The organism is Desulfoconvexum algidum, from assembly GCF_055382125.1.
The window spans coordinates 1,001,004-1,020,720 of sequence record NZ_AP042394.1 but is presented as its reverse complement, the minus strand read 5'-3'; the positions used below and the strand labels follow the sequence as shown (position 1 = coordinate 1,020,720).

Sequence of the window (19,717 nt, the reverse complement as noted above, 5' to 3'; positions counted from 1 at the left end):
AGAAGGGGGACCTGCAATGAAATCGGTTGACGAACCCAGATTAAGAGAAATTGTCGGGGAGAAAAACATCAAGTCGGATCCGTCAGATCTGTATGTATATGGTTCTGATGCCTCTGTTCACCATGCCATGCCATGGGTGATTGTAAAACCGGATACCACCCTACAGGTTCAAAAAATAATGGAATATGCCAACCAGGAGTGTATTCCGGTGACCCCAAGGGGCGGCGGGTCCGGCATGTGTGGCCAGACCGTGCCGATCCATGGCGGCATCATCCTGGACATGAAGGGAATGAACAGGATTTTGGAAATCAATTTGCCCGATGTCTACTGCCGGGTGGAACCAGGGGTTGTGGATGATGATCTCAACATGGCCCTTAAACAATATGGGGTCTTTTATCCGCCAACACCTGCCTCCTCCAGGATTGCGACCATTGGCGGAGAAATAGCCAATAACGCCAGCGGGGTTCGGTCCGTAAAGTACGGGGCAACCCGGGATGCCGTCATGGGGATGAAGGTGGTCATGCCCAACGGCGAGCTGGTAACCCTGGGCGCCCATACCCGGGTGGAAGCCTCGGGGTATCAACTCCACAAACTCATGGTCGGGTCCGAAGGGACCCTGGGGGTTGTGGTGGAAGCCACCTTGAGCTTTGTGCCCATCCCGGAATTTAGGTGCATGGGAATTGCCAATTTTGATTCCCTCCAGGATGCAGGGGAAGCCATCGGATCCATCATGTCCTCGGGGGCCAACCCTTCCATGCTGGAACTGATGGATTCCATTGCCATCAAAGCGGTCAATAAAACCATGAATCTGGGATTAAAGGAAGTGGCCGCCGCCCTTATGTATGAGGCCGACGGCATGGTCAAAGAAGCCGTTGACTATGAAATTAATAAAATGAAAAAAATCTGTGCACAGCACCATGGCAAAGATCTTCATTCAAGCTATGATCCCAAGGAAAGGGCAAAAATTTTCATGGGCCGGAAAAAACTTTTTCCCGCCCTGTCCAAATATGATGAAAACCTCTCGTCCACCTCCCTGGCCGATGACATGGCAGTCCCCTACTCTAAGATGGCGGAAATGGCCGGTAAGATCCATGAGGTTGCCAAGAAAAATAATATTATCATGACGGCCTACGGCCATTGCGGGTCCGGCTGCATGCACACCAAAATATTAATGGACACAAGGCGGGAAGACCAGTGGCAGTCTGCCCGAAAAGCCATTACAGAAATCTATGAATATGTACGATCGGTTAACGGCACCACCAGTGCGGAACACGGCATCGGACTTTCCAAAGCAGCATCCTTCAAAGTTGAAAAGGCAGATTCCTTGGGACTGCTCCAGACCATTAAACGAGCTTTGGACCCCAACAACATACTCAATCCGGGAAAACTCATGCAAGCGCCTGAAAACTGGGTAACGGCCACCAACCTGCGATATTCTGTGAACAGCTAATATATGAGGATATTTGAATGAAACCCATGGAAAAAAAATTCACCCACTTAAAAAAATGGGAAAGCACCCTGGCAGCCTGTATCAGATGTGGATATTGTTTTGAACATTGTCCCATGTTTAAATTCACCGGATGGGAATCCGATGCACCCCGGGCCAAAATCATCACAGCCTTCGGCCTTTTATCCGGAGAGGTTGCCCCAACGCCTGCAGCGGCTGAAAAATTATTCAATTGTTTTTATTGCAAACGGTGTGAGGCGGCCTGTTCCTCGGGCGTCGCCCTGACAGAGATTTTTACCGATGCAAAAAAAGACCTGCAAGAAATGGGGTTCAAGGGGCCCGGCACCACCTCCATCACCCAGCCAAATTGTGCCCACTGCCTTTTGTGTGTGAGCGCTTGCCCCCATGAAGCCCGCTCCATCCAGGAAACTGGTATTGAGGTTGATCCTGCCAAATGCCAGTCCTGCGGCATCTGTGTGGAAGTCTGCCCGGCAGGAGCAGCCAAAATGGGGAATACCTTTGGCACCAGTCGTGAAGAACTAACCCACGAGGCCAATAGTTTTTTAAACTCCCATCCATCGGCACGAGCCGTTGTCTTTGCCTGTAACTGGTCCTATTATCCGGATCTCCAGGCATCCCAATTGCCGGAATCGGAAACAAAGGACAAGGCCTATAGAATACTGGTGAATATGTGCGCCGGACGACTGGAGGCACAACTTCTCATAGCCCCCTTACTAAACAATGCATCGGGAGTCCTTGTGGCCTGTTGTCCCGAAGGGGATTGCGATCACAACGGCAATGTACGTGCAAAAAGAATGATCACCAATCTTAAAAAAACCCTTGAAGAGGTGAATATTAATCCGGAAAGAGTTCACCTGGTGGAAATTCCCGCCGGCGACAAATCCCTTTTCCAGGCAGAAATAGACACCTTTGTTGACAAAATAACAACCCTGGGCCCCATACGATAGAGGAGAGAATGAATGCAGATAGATGTACCCTATGGACGAGAGGGCAGTATGTCTGCCGTTATCGGTGATGACATTCAGGTCAGCTTTCTTGAAGCCAATGATGTTGAGATTAAAAATGAAGAACAAACAATAATAGATGCCATTGCCGCCCCCATTAACAGCAAAAACTTTAAAGATTTTTTAGCGGATGCTCGACAGGTGCTGGTGATTGTCAATGATGCCACACGACCCACCCCCACCCCAAAAGTGCTGGAGGTTATTTTTAACGACCTGAAAAAAACCCAGTATAACGTCATCATTGCCACCGGGGTCCACAGGGCACCCACCGAAGAAGAGTATTTACAAATTTTGGGTCCCTATTATGAACAAATAAAGGACCGTATCATTGTCCATGATGCCCACAAAAAAGAGGACCAGGTCTTTTTGGGCACCTCCTCCAACGGGACAGATATGTACGTTAACAAGGCTGCAGCTGCAGCCGATAAATTTATTATTATCTCTTCGGTGGAGCCCCATTATTTTGCCGGCTACACCGGTGGCAGAAAATCCTTTTTACCGGGAATTGCCGGATATGACACCATTGAACAGAACCATAAACTGGCATTGGTCCCGGAAGCCTGCGCCCTGTCGCTTAAGGGCAACCCGGTCCATGAAGACATGATGGACGCCATAAAAACCGTTAAACAGGAAATTTTTTCCATCATGACGGTCCTGGACAAGCACCACAAGGTCTATGCCACCTGCACAGGTCACATCCATGATTCCTTTTATGCCGCCATTGAAAAGGCCAATGAAGTATTTGCAGCCCCCTTAAAAGAAAAAGCAGACATTGTGGTCTCGGTGGTGAAATTCCCCCAGGATATCAACCTGTACCAGGCCCAGAAGGGAATTGACAATGCCAAACTGGCCCTGAAAGAAAACGGGATCATGATTTTGGTGGCCAAATGCCGGGACGGTATTGGAGGCAAAGCTTTTGCCGATCTTCTAGGCTCCTGCGACACCCCAAGGCAAGCATTGGATAAAATTGAGCAGGGCTATGTCCTGGGCTACCACAAGGCCGCTAAAATGGCGGAGATAGGAGTATGGGCCCAGATGTGGGGCGTGACAGATGTGGCCCCCGATGTGATTTCAAAATTATTTATCACCCCTTTTTCCGATCTCCAGACTGCTGTTGACAAGGCCCTGGAAGAAAAAGGGAAAAATGCATCTATCCTCTTTTTAATGGACGGCGGCCTGACCGTCCCCATGGTCAGGAAATCCATATGAAAATAATAGAACAAACCCACGAAATTTTGAGCCTCCCGGACCAGGGTCTTCAACTGCTGGAACGAGCAGGAAGGACCTGTTACAAATCCGAGGATAAAATCACCCCGGACTCTGCTGAACGCTTTGTGGAGATGTTGGTAAGAAAAGGACACCACGCCATGATTGAGTTTGGCGACATCATGGTTAAATTGGTTACCAACCGAGGAGTTACCCATGAACTGGTGCGACACCGCCATTGCAGTTTTGCCCAGGAATCCACCCGGTATGTAAAATATGACGGTCAAATGGAATTTATCAAACCCGTCTGGTGCAGCAACCATCTCTTAGGTACCTGGCCGAAACAACCCCCTGTTCCCCCCGACGCTCACCCCGATATTCCTGGGGAAAAACTATGGATGGCGGCCATGGAACGCGCAGAACAAGACTATAAACTCTTGTTGCACGCTGGATGGAAAGCCCAGCAGGCAAGGGAAATACTTCCCAATAGTCTTAAGACCGAAATTGTGATGAAGGCCAACATCAGGGAATGGCGGCATATCTTCAACCTGCGGTGCGCAAAGGCCTCCCACCCCCAGATGGTCGAACTCATGCGCCCCTTACTCAAAGAGGTGCAGGGAAAAATCCCCATTGTTTTTGATGATCTGATCTTTTAGAAATTACTGGGCCACCACTTTTTTCAACAATAAAAAAAGAGCCCTGCAATCCTCAGCAGGGCTCTTTTTATTTGAACTATATTTATGTATACTTATAGACTTGAAACTGCCTCGGTCAATTCTGGCATGAACTCAAGGATATCTGTTACAATCCCCACGTCCGCCACCTGGAAGATAGGGGCTTTGGGGTTCTTGTTAACGGCCACAATAAAGGGATTGCCCTTTACGCCGCCCATGTGCTGAAACGATCCGGAAATACCCATTGCCATATACACCTTGGGTTTAACCGTCTGACCCGAGGTGCCGACCTGGCGAGATTTTTCAAGCCATTTGGCATCCACAATGGGTCTGGAGCAGGAAACAACCGCTTTCATGGCATCTGCCAATTCCTGGGCCACTTCAATATTCTCTTCATCCTCAATACCCCGGCCAATGGAAACCAGCACATCGGATTTGGTAATATCCACATCCCCGGCTTCTGCCTCAACTATCTCAAGAAATTTTCTTGTGCTGGCAAGGTCACCGGCATCTGCCGATTTATCCGTGATGGTTCCGCCGGCAGAATCGCCGTCAACTGGCGCAAAGGCACCCGGTCTGACAGTGATGACAGCGCCTGATGCAATATCAGCCGTCACATGGGTACTGACAGCGCCGCCCAATTCCTGGCGAATCATTTTAAGGGTTGTTCCTTCGATCCCTTCAAAATTAATGATATCGGCTGCATAGGCAGCATCCATTTTCACGGAAAGACCCGGTCCAATGTCCATGCCAAAGGTAGTATGGGCCACCAGCAAAACAGCATCATTAGGAATAATGTTGACCAGGGCTTTTCTCACAACCTCTGCATTGGGATATGCAAGGGCTTCATTATCCACCTTGATAACTTGTCCATAAATTTTGGCCATTTCGGTGGCAACGGAATCAAGGTCGCTACCGGCACCGGTGACAACCGCTGTGAGAGTTGCGCCGGCATCAATTTTTTGGGCCGCTGCAGGGAATTCTAACGCCACATCTTCTGCCTGGCCGTTAGTAAAGGGGATATATGCAAAAATCTGTGTCATGATTAGAGTCCTCCGTTGGCTTTAAGCTTTTCAATCAATTTTCCAATAATCTCATCTGTGGAGCCTTCGAGCATTTCAGCACCGTCTCCCATATCCGGTACAAAATAATCCACCCGGCGTGTTTTAGCACCGGCATCGCCAACGTTGCCGGCATCAAGCCCCAGGTCAGCGGCACCCTTTACCGGGATTTCCACCTTGGCCACTTTTCGGATACCCCGAATCCCCACATAACGGGGTTCATTGATACCGGTCTGGATGGAAAGCACACAGGGAAGCGCAATTTCATTCATTTCCTGGTTGCCGCCTTCGATCTCCCGGCCGACCTTGATGTTTTTGTCATCAATTACATCAATTTTATTGACCAGGGAGGCATAGGGATAATCCAGCATGGCAGCCACCATACCCCCTACCTGTCCTGCCCCTTCATCTGCCTGGGCACCGGTAAGGATCAAATCATAACTGCCTTTTTCTATTTCTGCCTTTAAAATGGCGGCAATTCCCCGTCCATCGGAACCTTCAAAGGCATCATCGGAAAGCAGAACCCCATTATTGGCGCCCATGGCCATTTCTCGACGGAGCACTTCTTCGGATTCATCATCCCCAACCGTAATAACGGTGACGTTGCCGCCAGCATTATCCACCATCTGAATGGCTTCTTCAACCGCATAGTTATCCCATTCATTCACCGAATAGACCAGATCATCCCGGTCAAGATCATTGCCGGCACCATTGAGTTCAAATTCGTTCTCGGCAGTATCCGGGACTCGCTTGACGCATACCAAAATCTCCATTATCGTCTCCTTTAAAAAAATAGTTTTATATTAAATGCCGCATTATATCAAATGCTGTTCTATGAGTTCCGTAAAATCCAACGCTACTATCTGCCCTTCTTTTCCTGCAACCTTGATGGCATCCTGGAGATTCACCAGGCAAAAAGGACACGCTGTTACAATAACAGTTGCGCCGGCCTCGGCAGCCATATTCACTCTCAAAACACCCATTCTTGTATCTTCTTCCGGTTCATAGAAAAGCATGAGACCGCCGCCACCGCAGCAAAAAGACCTGTCCCGACTCTTTTCAAGCTCAACCCGGGTCAATCCGTTTATGGCATCAAGGGCCTGCCGTGGATCTTCATAGACCCCGTTGTGCCTTCCCAGGTAACAAGGATCATGGTAGACATAGACCTGGTCCGGATCCTGACAGTCTTTAAGCATCAACTCACCCGTGGCTATTTTTTCAGCCACCACCTGGCTGATATGCCGAACAGGGGGGAGGCCTACATAATCATTTTTCAAGGCGTTGTAGGCATGGGGATCTGCGGTGATGATCTCTTTGACCCCGGATGCCAAAATAGCCTCTGTGTTCTGTGCTTTCAGGTCCTGGTAGAGCATTTCCTCGCCAAACCGAAGCACCTCATTGCCGCTGTCCTTTTCATCCTTGCCCAGGATTCCGAAATCGATCCCTGCCTTCTCAAGAATGATGGAGGTTCTTCTGGCAATCTCCTGGATATTGTCATCATAGGAGGTGATACTGTCTACAAAAAACAGGGTATCGGCAGTATCCTTTCCCAAATCCTTAATGGTATGATGGGCTTTAAATTCCTTTTCATTGGCCCAGTCTGCCCGTTTCTTTTCCATTTTACCATAGGGATTGCCACGTTTTTCCAGGGCCTTTAATGGTTTTTGCAGTGACTGGGGAACCATGCCCTCATCCACCATGCCACGGCGCAGGTCCACTATTTTATCGATGTATTCAATTCCCAGGGGACATTCTTCCTCACAGGCCCCGCAGGTGGTGCAGGACCAGATTTCATCTGGCGTGAAAATATCTTCCACCAACAGCTTGCTCTTGTATATTTCACCGGATAAGGGATAATTTTTAAACATCAGATCCCTGGCCTTAATGGAAATAAACCTTGGGGAAAGAGGCCTTCCCACGGCATTGGCGGGACATTGATCCGAACACCTGCCGCAATCGGCACAGGTATAAAAATCGAGCATATGCTTCCAGGTAAAATCTTCCAGTCGTTTAACACCAAAAGATTCCAGGCTGTCCAGCTCTTCGTCTTTAATTCCATGCTGAACCGGTTTGATATTTCCTTTTTTAATTCTCATGAAAAAGACGTTAAAAACAGAGGTGATAACATGGAAATGTTTGCCCATGGGCAAAAAGCAGAGAAAAAAGAAAAAGGTCAGATCATGGACATAATACATGAAAATATGCGTTCCCTGAAGAAATTCCAGGGAAACCGACGAGAGCATGGCCTTGAAAATCCAAACCAGGGAAAGGGGTGCTAAAAAATGAGTTTGACCGGTTGCCTGAAAGGCATAGGCAACTTCCGAAGCCTCGAACAGACTTTCAGATATCATCAGGGTCGAAATGAGCCCCAGTACGAACACCGCTTCTGCCGTATGATCTTTACCTAATTTTTCCGGAACTGCATACCGTTTGGGTTTATAGATCCCCCTGCGGATGGCAGCGATGATACAAGCGACCAATACAAAGGTAGCGGCATAATCTTTTAAAAAATTGTACACAGACCCGAACAATCCGCCGAATCCGGGCAAAACAAACCCATCGGCGAGACCTATGACCACCAAGGATGTGGAACGAATGGACAGAACCAGAAAGCCTCCAAAAATAAAAATATGCAAAACACCTGCCAACATATATCGAGGATGGCGGAACTGCCCCAGCCAGATGACCAGAAGGTTTTTGATGCGCAAATCAATCCGATCAAAACGATTGTCCGGAGCAGCCCTTACAAGAGGCGCAATTCGCCGTGCTATGATATAAACGAACAAACCGATACCAACAACCGGCACAATAAACGAAAGAATGGCGGTCGGGAAAAACCCGAACAATTTATAACTCGCCGGACCAATGATGGATGACATCTACACTACCTCCCCAATATTTTCTTTTCAAAAATGAATTTAAACTCATTAGCTTTAATAAACATGGCCATTGCCGTCAAGTAAAAAGCCTAATTCACTAAACTTTTACCATTTATATACTGTATGATATTTATCCCCCTTTGACACCGGTCAGATAGAGATCCACAAGGGGATCTGCCATGGCCACCAAATCATAGCGACCATCGGCGGAAACCCAGGTACTGATAACCCCTTCCACAGCTCCCAGGATAAACCGCTTTACAAGCCCGACAAAAAGATCCTGACGCATGGATCCTTCAACCTGACCTTGATCAATGATATCTGACAAAAGATCCAGGTACATTTTTGAGATATCTTTTATCTGGGATTCTATATCCCGGAGGTATCGGACCTCGGACTGAAAAATAATGGCCATGTTTCTATCATTTTGAAACTCCTGCAAATGGCACCTGATTAAATTCCTCAGTTTGGTTTCTGCATTCCGGCCCTCCACAACTGCAGCGTTCATTTTCTTAAAAACATCCTGGGTTTTAAAACTGATAAATTGATACAGAATATCGTCTTTATTTTTAAAATACAGGTACAATGTACCGTCAGCAACCCCTGCTTTCCCTGCTATCTGGGAGATAGTGGCCTTATGAAATCCGAATTCTGCAAACACGGCTCCAGCACTGTTGAGTATCTTATGATATTTTTCAGATTTATTTTTTTGCAATTTTTGCAAGCTGATTCCACCTCTCCTGGCTCGAATGAATAATAATTCATTATTTAACTAAAGATTTTATCAAAAGTCAAGGCCATAATATTTTCTCAAAAAAAGAAAATCTTAGAATAAATATCTTGTTTTTACATGCGGTTATATATAATGAGGCTTTAGAACAAAAAAATAACACCCTGGGATTATCAGAAAAAAATCTTTATGAATTGAAATTCATTATTTGAATTTTCTTGATTTTAACCCCCTTTCATGACAAAAAAGAAGGACATCATTTAAAAAAAATACCAGGAGGAAAAAATGACCACTTCAAACAAATATTCAGACACGTTTGAAACCGCCCTTGACACTGGCAGGCCCCCAAACATAAAAAAATTATTCCCCAATTCAAAAGCCCTTATTGTCAGCGGGAAATACATTGACCAGGCCATGCAAAAAAAAGGGAACTGCATGACCATTGCCGCAAATGCCAGGAGTTCCTTTGTCCTGAGGGGAACCCTTGCTGCTGCACAGAGAGCCAATGCAGCCGTCATTATCGAAATTGCAAGATCAGAAGGCGGCACCAATGCATATTGCCCCATAAGCCTATGGAATTTGGCCCAGCAAACCGATGCCATCATGAATGAACTGGGAATTACCATCCCGGTGGCCATCCACACCGATCACTTCGGCATCAAAAAACCAGAAGATATTGAACCGGCAAAGACAGAAATTGAGTCCCTGTTTGATGCCGGTATCACCTCCATTGCCATTGATGCTTCCCATATGCAAGACGACCAGAACCTGCTGGCAAACATTGAACTGAATCCCTTTGTTCCCGATTGGGCCGGCCTTGAAACAGAGGTGGGTGAAATCAAGGGAGCACAGGGTCTTTCCACGGCTCAAGAGGCTTTGTTTCTCATCCAGGGGCTCAATGCCCACGATATCTTCCCGGACTGGATAGCATTGAACAACGGGACCACCCACGGGATTGAACAAAGCGGCACCGGCATTGACGTAGAGCTCACTGCCCATATCCATGAAGCCCTTTCGCCCTATGGGATATCCGGGGCCCAGCACGGGACCTCGGGCAACAATTCCGACAAACTGCGGGCCATTGCATCAGACACCCGCACCACAAAAGCAAATGTTGCCACAGCCCTTCAGATGGTTTCCTGGGGTATTAAGGTCAATGATTATGGCAATGCCATCCTGGACGACAAAGGGAACTTTATCAAGGAAAAGGAGAATGGGGTTACTGAAGAGATGTGGTCTAAAATGTTAGCCTATGCAAATAAAAATGGGTTAAAGGGCGGGGACGTTAAAAAACTGAACCTTCCCTTCGAAAATCATTTATCGGCCCTACCCCGTGAAATCCGTCAAAGGATGGCAAAAAATGTTGAAAACTTTGTTTATACCCTGCTGACAACGGTATTCAATGCCACAGATACGGCCGATATTCTGATTGCACAAATTTTAGAAAAAAAATCCCACACCCCTGGTCAAAAAGCAAAAAAAATTGAATCCAAAGCAGATTGGACCAAAGAAAAACTAATTGAAAGAGCTTGCAGCATCATATCTGACAAGGGTCCTGACGGCAATTTTGATGATTAAAAAAAAATCTAAAGTTTTGGTTTTCCCCTTCCGATATAGTTTTTAAGGAGAAAATTAAATGCAGATACCTTCATATCAAATACAAAATGTCCTGAAGGTGTACTCAAAACAATTGAGTCAGGGCAAAATGTTGAGCAGAAACAACAAATTCGGCGTTGCCAATAAAGTATCTGCTGACAGCGTTACCATCTCCTCTGAAGGAAAGCGACAGGCAATTATAGATAAGGTTGCCGCCAACATTGTCGATCGGATCATCACTGAAGGGCCTAAGGAAGAAAATGAAGCCCAGATCACAGATCAGATTGAACAGGAATTGGGGAAAAAAATAAATTTTTCCAAGGACAAAACTCAGTTCACCTACACCACCATTGATGATAACAACAACAAAACCACCAAGACACTGTCTGTTGAAGATTCGAAGTTTGTTGTAAAAAGAATGACAGAATTGGCACGCCAGGTCGCTGACAACAATATGGAAGCTTAAAGGAGGCACCTCTCATGAAAATATCCAATTCCACACAAAATTATATAAATCAAACCTATGCAAACCAGACAACCCCAGCTGTCAATAGCCCCTCCAAATTGGAAAACCCTGTTGATGAACTGGCAGGGGATAGTTTAAATATTTCTCCAACCACAAGGGATCTCCAGAAGATTTCAGCAGCCATGGATACGGAACCCACAGATAGAACAGCGCTGGTGGCAGATTTAAAGCAGCAAGTCCAGGCAGGCCAATACACCGTTGATGCAGAACAGGTTGCGGAAAAAATGGTCGGTTCCATCATGAATGACCTGGCCTAAAAGAGAATTTTTTTCCCGGTTCTCTTTTTCCCAAATCCGTTATTCCAGGCAAATCTCTTCAAACCCATTGAAATATTAGCCTTTTTCGTAGAAACAACATCATATTTAATTTTGGCACGTCTTTTGCTAACTTAATCCTAAGAAGAAAGATGTTTTGAACGAAAAGGAGGCCCGTATGGTAAATATCAATCACATAAATGAACTGACACAATCAAAGGCTGTGAGCGCTGTTGGCACACCCAAGGCAGAGAAAACAGGTGGTTTCGAAAATGTTATGACCCAGGCCCTGGGTCAAAATCAAGCGGGTCAAACCGACGAAACGGAGCCGCCTGGGATGGAAACGACAACAGCATCTGCTTTAGGGGAAATACCCTCAACCGGTCTTTATCTTCAGGACCAATCCGCCATTGTATCCGAAAAAACAGATGCACTTTTGGGATTGCTGGATGCCTATTCAAACAAACTCGAAAATCCAGGCGTCTCTCTTAAAAGCATTGCTCCTATTTTGGAACAGATCAATCAAAAGGCTGACAGCCTGCTCAAGGAATCCGCATCCCTTGGCCCAGGGAATACGGATCTCAAAGAGATTGCAACCCAGACAGTGGTTGCTGCCCAGACCGAATATCAACGATTCCAGAGGGGAGATTATGTGTCATAGCGCAGCTTTGCTTGCTGCCAATGCAACTCTTTTTCTTCGGGAGACAGCCGCTTAAGGTCTATTTTCTTCTGAGCGAGGCTCTTTTCCATCAACCTGAACCGCCCTTCAAACTTGGCCGTAGCGCTTGAAAGAGCGGTTTCCGGATGGAAACCGGCAAACCTTGCCACATTCACCAAAGAAAACAGGATATCACCAAATTCCATCATGGCCTCATCCTGGCTTTGTGTCTCCAATGCTGTTTCAAACTCCTGAATTTCTTCTTTTACCGTATCCAATACCTGGTGGATATTCTCCCAGTCAAACCCTTCTTTAACCGCAGATTTGGACACTTTCAACGCCCTCAATAACCCGGGCATTCCTTTGGGCACTGAATCCAGGGCAGAACCGACCTCCTTCGTCTGTTCCTTTTGAACAAAATCCTTGGATCTGCCACCTGCATCATTTTTGAGGACATCATTTTTGAGGGCATTTTTTTTCCTGGCATTTTCTTTTTCACCGGCCTTAATCTGGTCCCATTGCCAGTTTAATTCTTCGTCTGTGTTAACAATGGCGGTATCATATACATGGGGATGACGCCGAATCATTTTTTCGGCAACCCCATGGATCACATCAGAAAACTCAAACCGGTGGTTTTTATTAAATATTTCAAGAATAAACAAAAGCTGAAATAAAACATCCCCCAATTCTTCACAGATATTATCCGTGTCATCATTAACAATAGCTTCTTCCAGTTCATACAATTCTTCTGCCAGGCATTTCCACATGGTCAAGGGAGTCTGTTTTTGGTCCCAGGCACACCCGTTTTTACCCCTGAGCCTGCGGATAATTTCCAAAAGAGGGTCTATATTTTCCAATTTGTTTTAATTCCTTCCAAATGTTTAAAAAAATCTGTTTTCATGCTTTGAGATAGAAACAATGTCATGGCGTTTGCGACCCTTGAAACATAGGGAGCGGTTTGGGAACCGGATAAAAACTGCGCATTGTCCGGGATAAAGGTCATCATCATGATAAATAAGACCGAGACGATCAACCCCCCCTTGGCAGTACCAAAAACCAGCCCAAAAAACCGGTCCACCCATCCAAGAAAAACAAGGCTTAAAAACTTACGGATCAAAGCGGCAAGTAAACCGATTAAAATGAGGATACCACAAAAGAGCACAAGAAAACAAATCAGGCTCCTGGCAGCCGGGGTTTTAATTAAAGTTTCAAGGTATGGCGTTAATAATTGATAATAGGTATTCGCACCATAAAAACCCACAACAACCCCGATAATACCGGATATTTCCCGGATCAACCCCTTAAAGTAACCCCGGATCATACAAAACGAAATAATCACCAGGACAATCACATCAAAACCGTTCATTTTTCCCCTTATATACAACTCATATGGACTTGGTTCAAAGAGTCAACAGATACCAATTTACCGGTTTTTTAGTCAAGTTTTTTATTGACCTTTATACAAATAAAATGCACCCTAGGCCCCATGAGAAATATTGAATTTCAAAACATTGAGCTGACCCGGCTTGGATATGGGTCCAAAGCCATTGTAACCGGCGACATCACCCAAATTGACCTGGCCACCGGAAAAAAGTCCGGCCTAGTCGAGGCAAAAAAACTTCTCACCCGAATAAAGGGGATTGCGTTTGTAACCTTTACCAAGGAGGATGTGGTAAGACATCCCCTTGTTTCCAACATCATAGATGCGTATGAAAAAAACAAAAACTGATAACTGGTTAAAACGAACCAGGGGATATCTTTTATCCACCCCACACCTATTATGGTTCATGCTCATTGCCATTACAGTTGCATTCACTGCGTTTCAGACACCGGACCAAAATAAAATTTCCTATTCCTACCAGATAGGGGATGTGGCCCAGAGAGATATCAAAGCACCTAAAAATTTCTTCCTCGAAGATAAAGAGGTGACATCGGCCCGGAAAAATCAGGTAAAAGATGTTGTAAAAACCGTTTATGATTTTGATGAAAACCTGGCAGTAGATATTTCCTCCCGCATTGAAACCGCCATGGACTTTGCCCGGCAGTTATTTGAAAAACCGGAAAGTTCTGACGCTCCGGATCCTACATTGGCAATGGCCCTGGCAGTAAAACCCGAGTTTGAAAAGAAACTTGGCATGGAAATCAGCAACGGGGCATACACAATTCTTTATAAATCCCAATTTGAAATGAATATCACCCTAAAAATAAAGAATATTCTGGACAAAATTCTTTCCAATGGTGTGGTTGCCAATAAAGAAATCCTCCTTGAAGAAGAGGGCAAAGGCATCATCCTTAGAACCATTCAATCCAATGAGGAACGGGCCGTAAATAACCTGAAAGCAGTTTACGGCCCTGACCAGGCCAAGGCCATGGTCAGGATAGAAGGCCAGCCCCTGCTCAAAAAACTCAATTACAACCTGTCCAATCTCATCGTGGATATCTGTCAGCGGCTGTTACAACCCAATATCACCCTGAATAAAAATGAAACGGAAAACCGAATCCAGGACGCCCAGTCCAAAATCATGCCCATTCTCTATCAGATAAAAGCCGGAGAAATGATTGTCAGGGAAGGGGAACGGGTGGATAAGATCAAACTCATAAAGCTAACCGCCCTAAAAGAGCAGGTAGTGGAAAAAGATATCTATATGTCCGGTACGGGAACGGCTATGCTCACCTGTTTTTTAATTCTTGTGGTCTACTATCTTTTCCTGAAAGATCACAAAAGATTGAAGACTGACCATAACACCCATATGATCTTTCTGGCACTGGGCCTTGTCCTCTATCTGATTTTCGCAAAGATTGTTATTTATGTTGCCCAGTCAGCCCACCCGGAAATGGCATGGCAGATAGCGGCCTCTTCCTTTTATATGGTTGTTCCCATTCAGGCCGGGGCAATGATCACCTGCCTGTTTTTAGGATTTGACATTGCCGTTTTTTTTACCATCGTCCTTTCCGTGCTGGCGAGCCTGGCATTCGGCGGCAGTTTTCAGGTCTTTTTCTTCTTTTTCTTCAGCAGTATCACCGCTGCCTACTGGATTGATCAACGGCAGGCACGCAAAAATTTTATTATTGCAGGCGTTAAGCTTGCAATCTTTAATTCCATATTGGCCATTGCCCTGGGGTTCTATTCCCTCGCCCATCCGGATCCCATGCTCCTGGCAAAGGAAGTCATTTTTGCTTTCTGCGGCGGACTATTTGCTGCCACCCTGACCATTGGCTTTACCCCCTTGATCGAAATCCTTTTTAATTATACCACAGCAGCAAAGCTGCTGGAATTTGCAAACCTGGACCAGCCCTTGATCAAAAAACTGATGATTGAAGCGCCGGGGACCTATAATCACTCTGTGATTGTGGCCACCCTGGCCGAGGCAGCCGCATCAGCCGTATCCGCCAATAGTCTCCAGGCCAAGGTAATGGGATACTACCATGACATTGGAAAATTGGACAAGACCATGTATTTCATTGAGAACCAGGCAGACGGCAAAAACCGACATGACAAGCTGTCCCCTTCCATGTCTGCATTGATCCTGATCCAGCATGTCAAAAAAGGGGTGGAGCTGGCAAAAAAATACAAGCTGGGCAATGAAATTGTACAGGGCATTAGCCAACACCACGGGACTTCTTTAATTAAATACTTTTATAATAAAAGCCTCAACAGCGGCAATGAGAACGTTAATGAAGAAGATTTCAGATATCCCGGCCCCAAACCCCAGACCCGGGAAGCCGGTATCGTCATGCTGGCGGATGTGGTTGAAGCCGCGGTAAGAGCCCTTGAACGCCCCACCCCGTCTAAAATCAAAGGCCGGGTAAAAGAATTGATCAACGATATCTTTGCAGACGGTCAACTTGAGGAGTGCGAACTCACCCTGAAGGATCTGCACCAGATTGCCAAAAGCTTTAACAACATTCTGACCAGTATCTATCACAGCCGCATCGAATATACCGATAAAACACAGGAAAAGAAAAAAGAAAAAAATGGAACAGCAAAAGATTCTGATAGACAATCAGCAAAAAACGAAAATCCAAACGCGCCTAATATCGCAAAAGACAGAACTGATCTTAAACGCCTTGGGCTGTAACGCCCACGAAATCTCCATTGTTATCCTGGATGATCAAAAGATGGCACAGCTCAACAAAACTTACAGGGGAATCAGTAAACCCACCAATGTTCTGGCATTTCCCATGCAGGAAGGGCAATTTTCAGAGATCACCCCGGGGCTGCTTGGAGATGTGGTCATTTCCATAGAAACGGCAGAAAGGGAGGCGGCAACAGCGATGATTTCCCTTGAAGAAAGAACATCCCAACTGCTGATCCACGGAATACTCCATTTACTGGGATTTGATCATGAACGGGGTGACAAAGATGCTGATGCCATGGACGAGAAAAGTCTTGAACTGATTCGTATCGTTGAAAAAAACATTGATTTAACTGCATTTTAATATAGGGAGGAAGAACAAATGGCAGAATTAGCCGTAAACGTTGACCATGTAGCCACCTTGAGACAGGCCCGGGGAAGTCACTATCCAGACCCCATTGCAGCGGCCATTGCAGCGGAGACTGCCGGTGCCGATGCCATTGTGGTCCATTTAAGAGAGGATCGCCGCCATATACAGGAAAGGGATGTTCGATTATTGCGCCAGGTGGTGCAGTCACGGCTCATACTTGAGATGGCGGCCACCAGCAAAATGCTGGGGATTGCATTGGATATTAAACCAGAATGCGTTACCCTTGTACCTGAGAAAAGGGAAGAATTGACCACCGAGGGCGGGCTGGATTTGATCACCCACCAGGATGCCATCAGGGAAGCTGTCAGCACACTCAAAAATGCCCATATCAAAGTCTGCATTTTCATTGACCCTGACCTGGACCAGATCAAAATTGCCCATAAAATCGATGCAGACATGATTGAAATTCATACGGGTGCTTTTTGTGATGCAACCACACAAACAAAGAAACAAAAGGAATTTAATCGAATCGTGGATGCTGCGAAAATTGGCAGCAAATTAAACCTGGGGGTAAATGCCGGCCATGGTATCTGCTACAACACCATCAAGGCCTTTGCAGGGCTTACAGAAATAAGTGAATTCAGTATCGGTCACAGCATCATAGGAAGAGCAGTTCTTACGGGTATTGACCAGGCTGTCAGGGATATGAAACAATTGATTAAAGCGCTTTAACTTTTATTGCAGACCTGATATAATTCACTACAGTTTAAATTTTCGATATCATTCACCCGATATTATTCAACTGGTATTATCCAATGAAGAACGCCATGAAACAAGAAACCATATTAATCATTGATGATGAACTCTCCGTCCGTGAAAGCCTGGCCTATTTTTTCCAGGATGAGGGGTATCGTGTATTTACGGCTGAAAACGGCGAAACAGGACTGGAACTCTTTTCCAGGGAAAGGGTGGATGTTGTCCTCACCGATTTAAGAATGCCCCGAAAAGACGGCATTGAGGTGATGACCGCCATTCATGAACACAGCCCGGATACCCCCATGGTGGTTGTTTCCGGTGCCGGTGGAAAAGAGGATATTATCAAAGCACTTCGCATGGGGGCCAAGGATTATATCACCAAGCCCATCCAAGATCTGGAAATGATTCACCATGTCATTCGAAAAGCCCTTGAAAATAAACATCTTATTGAAGATAACAAACGATATAGGAAACAACTTGAAAAGAGTGAAATCCGTTACCGGACCATTACCGAACAGATTGCAGAAGGTGTTTTCACCGTAGATGCACAGGAAAACATGACCTTCACGAACCTTGCCTTCTGCAACATATTGGGGTATTCTTCAAAAGACTTAAGCTCTATGAACCTAAAGGAGCTCACCTCCCGGGACAGCTTCAATATCATCAAGCAGCAGACAAACTCCCGCAAACAAGGACTTACCGACCGGTACGAAATTCAAATGATTAGCAAAGAAAAAAATATTGTCCATGTGGAGTTTGCCTGCAGCCCCCTGCTGGACGATAACAACCAATACAATGGTGCCATAACCGTTGTGAGAGACATCACAAAACTCATTGAACTTCGGCAGCAGTATCAGAAATTTTTAAAGAAACAGGAAAACAAGGGAAAAGATATGCTGGCCATCTGTGCCAATTGTAAAAGTGTCCGGGATAAAAAGGCCGGCTGGATTCAGGTGGAAGATTTTTTTGCGGAAATTGTTTTTTCCCATGGCATCTGCCCAGACTGCTGTAAAAAACTCTATCCTGAATTTGATCTCTCTGAACTGGATGAAGATGATTTTGACAGCTAACTGTTTACCAGGCCAGCAAATCTGATTCCAGGGCCGCCTGGCTGACCCCGCAATGGTTATTGGAAGCAACCGTTTTGAAATAGGGCTTCAAGTCCTTTGCAGCATTGGCAACCAGATACCCCTTACCAGACCATTCCAAAAGATCCTGATCATTATAATCATTGCCCACGGAAATCACATCTGATTGTTGAATATCCAGTGCTGATGCCAACCAGGAAGCTGCCATACTTTTGGAAACCTGTTTATTAAAGACCTCAATCCAGGAAGAACAATGATCCAAAGGTGAGGTCGCAGGGATCACGCTGTAATCAACAAGATCCGCCCGGATCGCCGCCATCCTTGATGGGGAAACTTTTCCAGGGACAATCGCCAAAACCTGGGTGGCTGAACCATACAAGGCCCGGCCATTGTTCAAGGGGGCACAAAACGCTCGATACAATTGAATTCGTTTTTGGAAATCACTATTTTCTCGGCCATGGGATTTGTACAAAAAATATCGGGTGTCGGGGATGGCTTTATGGACCATATAGTCCCATTTATTCAAATCAAAACAGGCTATAATTTTTCGGATATCCCTTGCTATAATTGCATGGGATCGTATAAGGAGACCCTCTTGAAGCGCCATAATACCCGCCCCCGTGGAAAAAATTAGATAATCCACCGGCAGTTCATTTACCGCAAGATCTATCTGTTTCAATGCCCTTTGAAAGGAATACAGGCTTCTTCCCGTGGCAATGGCAGTGATGGTATTATTTTGTCTCAACCGGGAAAGGATGGCAAGATCTTCTCGGGCAATGCTCTTTTCATCGGTCAGCAGGGTACCGTCAAAATCAGTGATAAACAGGTTCTTTTTCATATGTATCCAGGCAGGGACTCACTCCTTTGACTTGGCAAGGACCCCCCGGACCGTTTTGATGAGTTCTTCCATATCAAAGGGCTTCATCAGTATTTTTGAGATACAGGTCGTCTTGGAAATCACAGAAGACAATTCAACACCGGTACACATGATAACAGGCAATTGGGGCCGCAGGGCATGTATCTTTTCAACCAGCTGATTTCCGGTCATCTCGGGCATGGTATAGTCAGTGATCAACAAATCATATTGATCTGGATTCTTTTCAAACCACTCCAAGGCTTCCCTGGAACTTGTCATGGTGTCGACACAATATCCATAGTCCTCAAGCATTTCCCTGCCCACCTCAGCCAGATAGATTTCATCATCCACGAACAGAATGGATTCATTGCCCTGGTAAATTGGTCCCGGCTCAGGAGAAGCATCCCTATTCGGGATTAATCCTTTTGCCGACGGGTTTTCTTTAGGGGTCATACCATAACACTCCTTATATAAGACTGAGATCTTTATTACCTAATCATCACTTATTGGGTTGT

Annotated in this window: 20 protein-coding genes and 1 pseudogene; 13 read left to right on the top strand and 8 right to left on the bottom strand. The window is 45.8% G+C overall.

Annotated features, from left to right (window positions below):
- The first annotated feature begins 16 nt into the window (after nt 1-16).
- The 4 genes from ACZ45G_RS04675 to thyX are packed head-to-tail and all read left to right on the top strand — an operon-like array spanning nt 17 to nt 4,334.
- Entirely contained in the window at nt 17-1,450 is a 1,434-nt protein-coding gene (locus ACZ45G_RS04675; RefSeq protein ID WP_464175513.1) for an FAD-binding oxidoreductase, read from the top strand.
- Nucleotides 1,451-1,467: 17 nt separating this feature from the next.
- Nucleotides 1,468-2,415 carry a hydrogenase iron-sulfur subunit gene (locus ACZ45G_RS04670; protein WP_464175512.1) on the top strand — a complete coding sequence of 316 codons (948 nt, stop codon included), beginning with the start codon at nt 1,468-1,470 and terminating at the stop codon, nt 2,413-2,415.
- 12 nt (nt 2,416-2,427) lie between these two features.
- Nucleotides 2,428-3,681: a nickel-dependent lactate racemase family protein gene (locus ACZ45G_RS04665; RefSeq protein WP_464175511.1), complete on the top strand. Its 1,254-nt coding sequence runs from the start codon at nt 2,428-2,430 to the stop codon at nt 3,679-3,681.
- Nucleotides 3,678-4,334, top strand: coding sequence for an FAD-dependent thymidylate synthase (thyX, locus tag ACZ45G_RS04660; protein WP_464175510.1), 657 nt, complete (start codon nt 3,678-3,680; stop codon nt 4,332-4,334). Before ACZ45G_RS04665 ends, thyX begins: the two co-directional genes overlap by 4 nt.
- A 92-nt stretch (nt 4,335-4,426) precedes the next feature.
- Here the strand turns inward: thyX and ACZ45G_RS04655 are convergent, their stop codons facing one another.
- The 4 genes from ACZ45G_RS04655 to ACZ45G_RS04640 all read right to left on the bottom strand — a co-directional run bounded on the left by ACZ45G_RS04655 (nt 4,427) and on the right by ACZ45G_RS04640 (nt 9,007).
- Nucleotides 4,427-5,395: an electron transfer flavoprotein subunit alpha/FixB family protein gene (locus ACZ45G_RS04655; RefSeq protein WP_464175509.1), complete on the bottom strand. Its 969-nt coding sequence runs from the start codon at nt 5,393-5,395 to the stop codon at nt 4,427-4,429.
- Between the two features lie 2 nt (nt 5,396-5,397).
- Entirely contained in the window at nt 5,398-6,186 is a 789-nt protein-coding gene (locus tag ACZ45G_RS04650; RefSeq protein ID WP_464175508.1) for an electron transfer flavoprotein subunit beta/FixA family protein, read from the bottom strand.
- Between the two features lie 42 nt (nt 6,187-6,228).
- Nucleotides 6,229-8,292, bottom strand: coding sequence for a (Fe-S)-binding protein (locus ACZ45G_RS04645; protein ID WP_464175507.1), 2,064 nt, complete (start codon nt 8,290-8,292; stop codon nt 6,229-6,231).
- A 130-nt stretch (nt 8,293-8,422) separates the two neighbouring features.
- Nucleotides 8,423-9,007: a TetR/AcrR family transcriptional regulator gene (locus ACZ45G_RS04640; RefSeq protein ID WP_464179871.1), complete on the bottom strand. Its 585-nt coding sequence runs from the start codon at nt 9,005-9,007 to the stop codon at nt 8,423-8,425.
- A gap of 300 nt (nt 9,008-9,307) precedes the next feature.
- On the opposite strand from ACZ45G_RS04640, the gene ACZ45G_RS04635 reads away from it, so the two are divergent.
- The 4 genes from ACZ45G_RS04635 to ACZ45G_RS04620 all read left to right on the top strand — a co-directional run bounded on the left by ACZ45G_RS04635 (nt 9,308) and on the right by ACZ45G_RS04620 (nt 12,059).
- Nucleotides 9,308-10,600: a class II fructose-bisphosphate aldolase gene (locus ACZ45G_RS04635; protein ID WP_464175506.1), complete on the top strand. Its 1,293-nt coding sequence runs from the start codon at nt 9,308-9,310 to the stop codon at nt 10,598-10,600.
- A gap of 58 nt (nt 10,601-10,658) precedes the next feature.
- On the top strand, nt 10,659-11,084 hold the full coding sequence (locus tag ACZ45G_RS04630; protein ID WP_464175505.1) for a DVU0524 family FlgM-associated protein: 426 nt from the start codon (nt 10,659-10,661) through the stop codon (nt 11,082-11,084).
- A gap of 14 nt (nt 11,085-11,098) precedes the next feature.
- The gene (gene flgM / locus ACZ45G_RS04625; RefSeq protein ID WP_464175504.1) at nt 11,099-11,401 is read left to right on the top strand and encodes a flagellar biosynthesis anti-sigma factor FlgM; all 303 of its coding nucleotides are present in this window, start codon (nt 11,099-11,101) and stop codon (nt 11,399-11,401) included.
- Between the two features lie 175 nt (nt 11,402-11,576).
- Nucleotides 11,577-12,059 carry a hypothetical protein gene (locus ACZ45G_RS04620; RefSeq protein WP_464175503.1) on the top strand — a complete coding sequence of 161 codons (483 nt, stop codon included), beginning with the start codon at nt 11,577-11,579 and terminating at the stop codon, nt 12,057-12,059.
- On the opposite strand, the gene mazG is transcribed toward ACZ45G_RS04620, so the two are convergent.
- Together mazG and ACZ45G_RS04610 are read right to left on the bottom strand one after the other, a co-directional pair.
- Nucleotides 12,047-12,913, bottom strand: coding sequence for a nucleoside triphosphate pyrophosphohydrolase (gene mazG / locus ACZ45G_RS04615; RefSeq protein ID WP_464175502.1), 867 nt, complete (start codon nt 12,911-12,913; stop codon nt 12,047-12,049). The genes ACZ45G_RS04620 and mazG overlap by 13 nt on opposite strands.
- A complete protein-coding gene (locus ACZ45G_RS04610; protein ID WP_464175501.1) occupies nt 12,901-13,422 on the bottom strand; it encodes a CvpA family protein in 522 nt (173 codons plus the stop codon). The genes mazG and ACZ45G_RS04610 overlap by 13 nt, the downstream gene beginning before the upstream one ends.
- 150 nt (nt 13,423-13,572) lie before the next feature.
- Here ACZ45G_RS04610 and ACZ45G_RS04605 point away from each other — a divergent pair.
- From ACZ45G_RS04605 to ACZ45G_RS04585, 5 genes and pseudogenes are all read left to right on the top strand, one after another.
- Nucleotides 13,573-13,785: pseudogene (locus ACZ45G_RS04605) on the top strand (PhoH family protein); the annotation flags it as partial.
- Nucleotides 13,766-16,135, top strand: a complete 2,370-nt coding sequence (locus tag ACZ45G_RS04600; protein ID WP_464175500.1) for an HD family phosphohydrolase — start codon at nt 13,766-13,768, stop codon at nt 16,133-16,135. The pseudogene ACZ45G_RS04605 and the gene ACZ45G_RS04600, both read left to right, overlap by 20 nt.
- Nucleotides 16,032-16,496 (top strand): rRNA maturation RNase YbeY, encoded by a 465-nt coding sequence (gene ybeY / locus ACZ45G_RS04595; RefSeq protein ID WP_464175499.1) that lies wholly within the window; start codon nt 16,032-16,034, stop codon nt 16,494-16,496. Before ACZ45G_RS04600 ends, ybeY begins: the two co-directional genes overlap by 104 nt.
- 18 nt (nt 16,497-16,514) lie before the next feature.
- A complete protein-coding gene (locus ACZ45G_RS04590) occupies nt 16,515-17,234 on the top strand; it encodes a pyridoxine 5'-phosphate synthase (RefSeq protein ID WP_464175498.1) in 720 nt (239 codons plus the stop codon).
- A 95-nt stretch (nt 17,235-17,329) separates the two neighbouring features.
- Nucleotides 17,330-18,328 (top strand): response regulator, encoded by a 999-nt coding sequence (locus ACZ45G_RS04585; RefSeq protein WP_464175497.1) that lies wholly within the window; start codon nt 17,330-17,332, stop codon nt 18,326-18,328.
- A gap of 4 nt (nt 18,329-18,332) precedes the next feature.
- Here ACZ45G_RS04585 and ACZ45G_RS04580 read toward each other — a convergent pair whose 3' ends face one another.
- Complete coding sequence (locus tag ACZ45G_RS04580) at nt 18,333-19,184, bottom strand: HAD family hydrolase (protein WP_464175496.1); 852 nt, start codon at nt 19,182-19,184, stop codon at nt 18,333-18,335.
- Nucleotides 19,185-19,202: 18 nt separating this feature from the next.
- A complete protein-coding gene (locus tag ACZ45G_RS04575; RefSeq protein WP_464175495.1) occupies nt 19,203-19,655 on the bottom strand; it encodes a response regulator in 453 nt (150 codons plus the stop codon).
- Between the last annotated feature and the right edge of the window lie 62 nt (nt 19,656-19,717).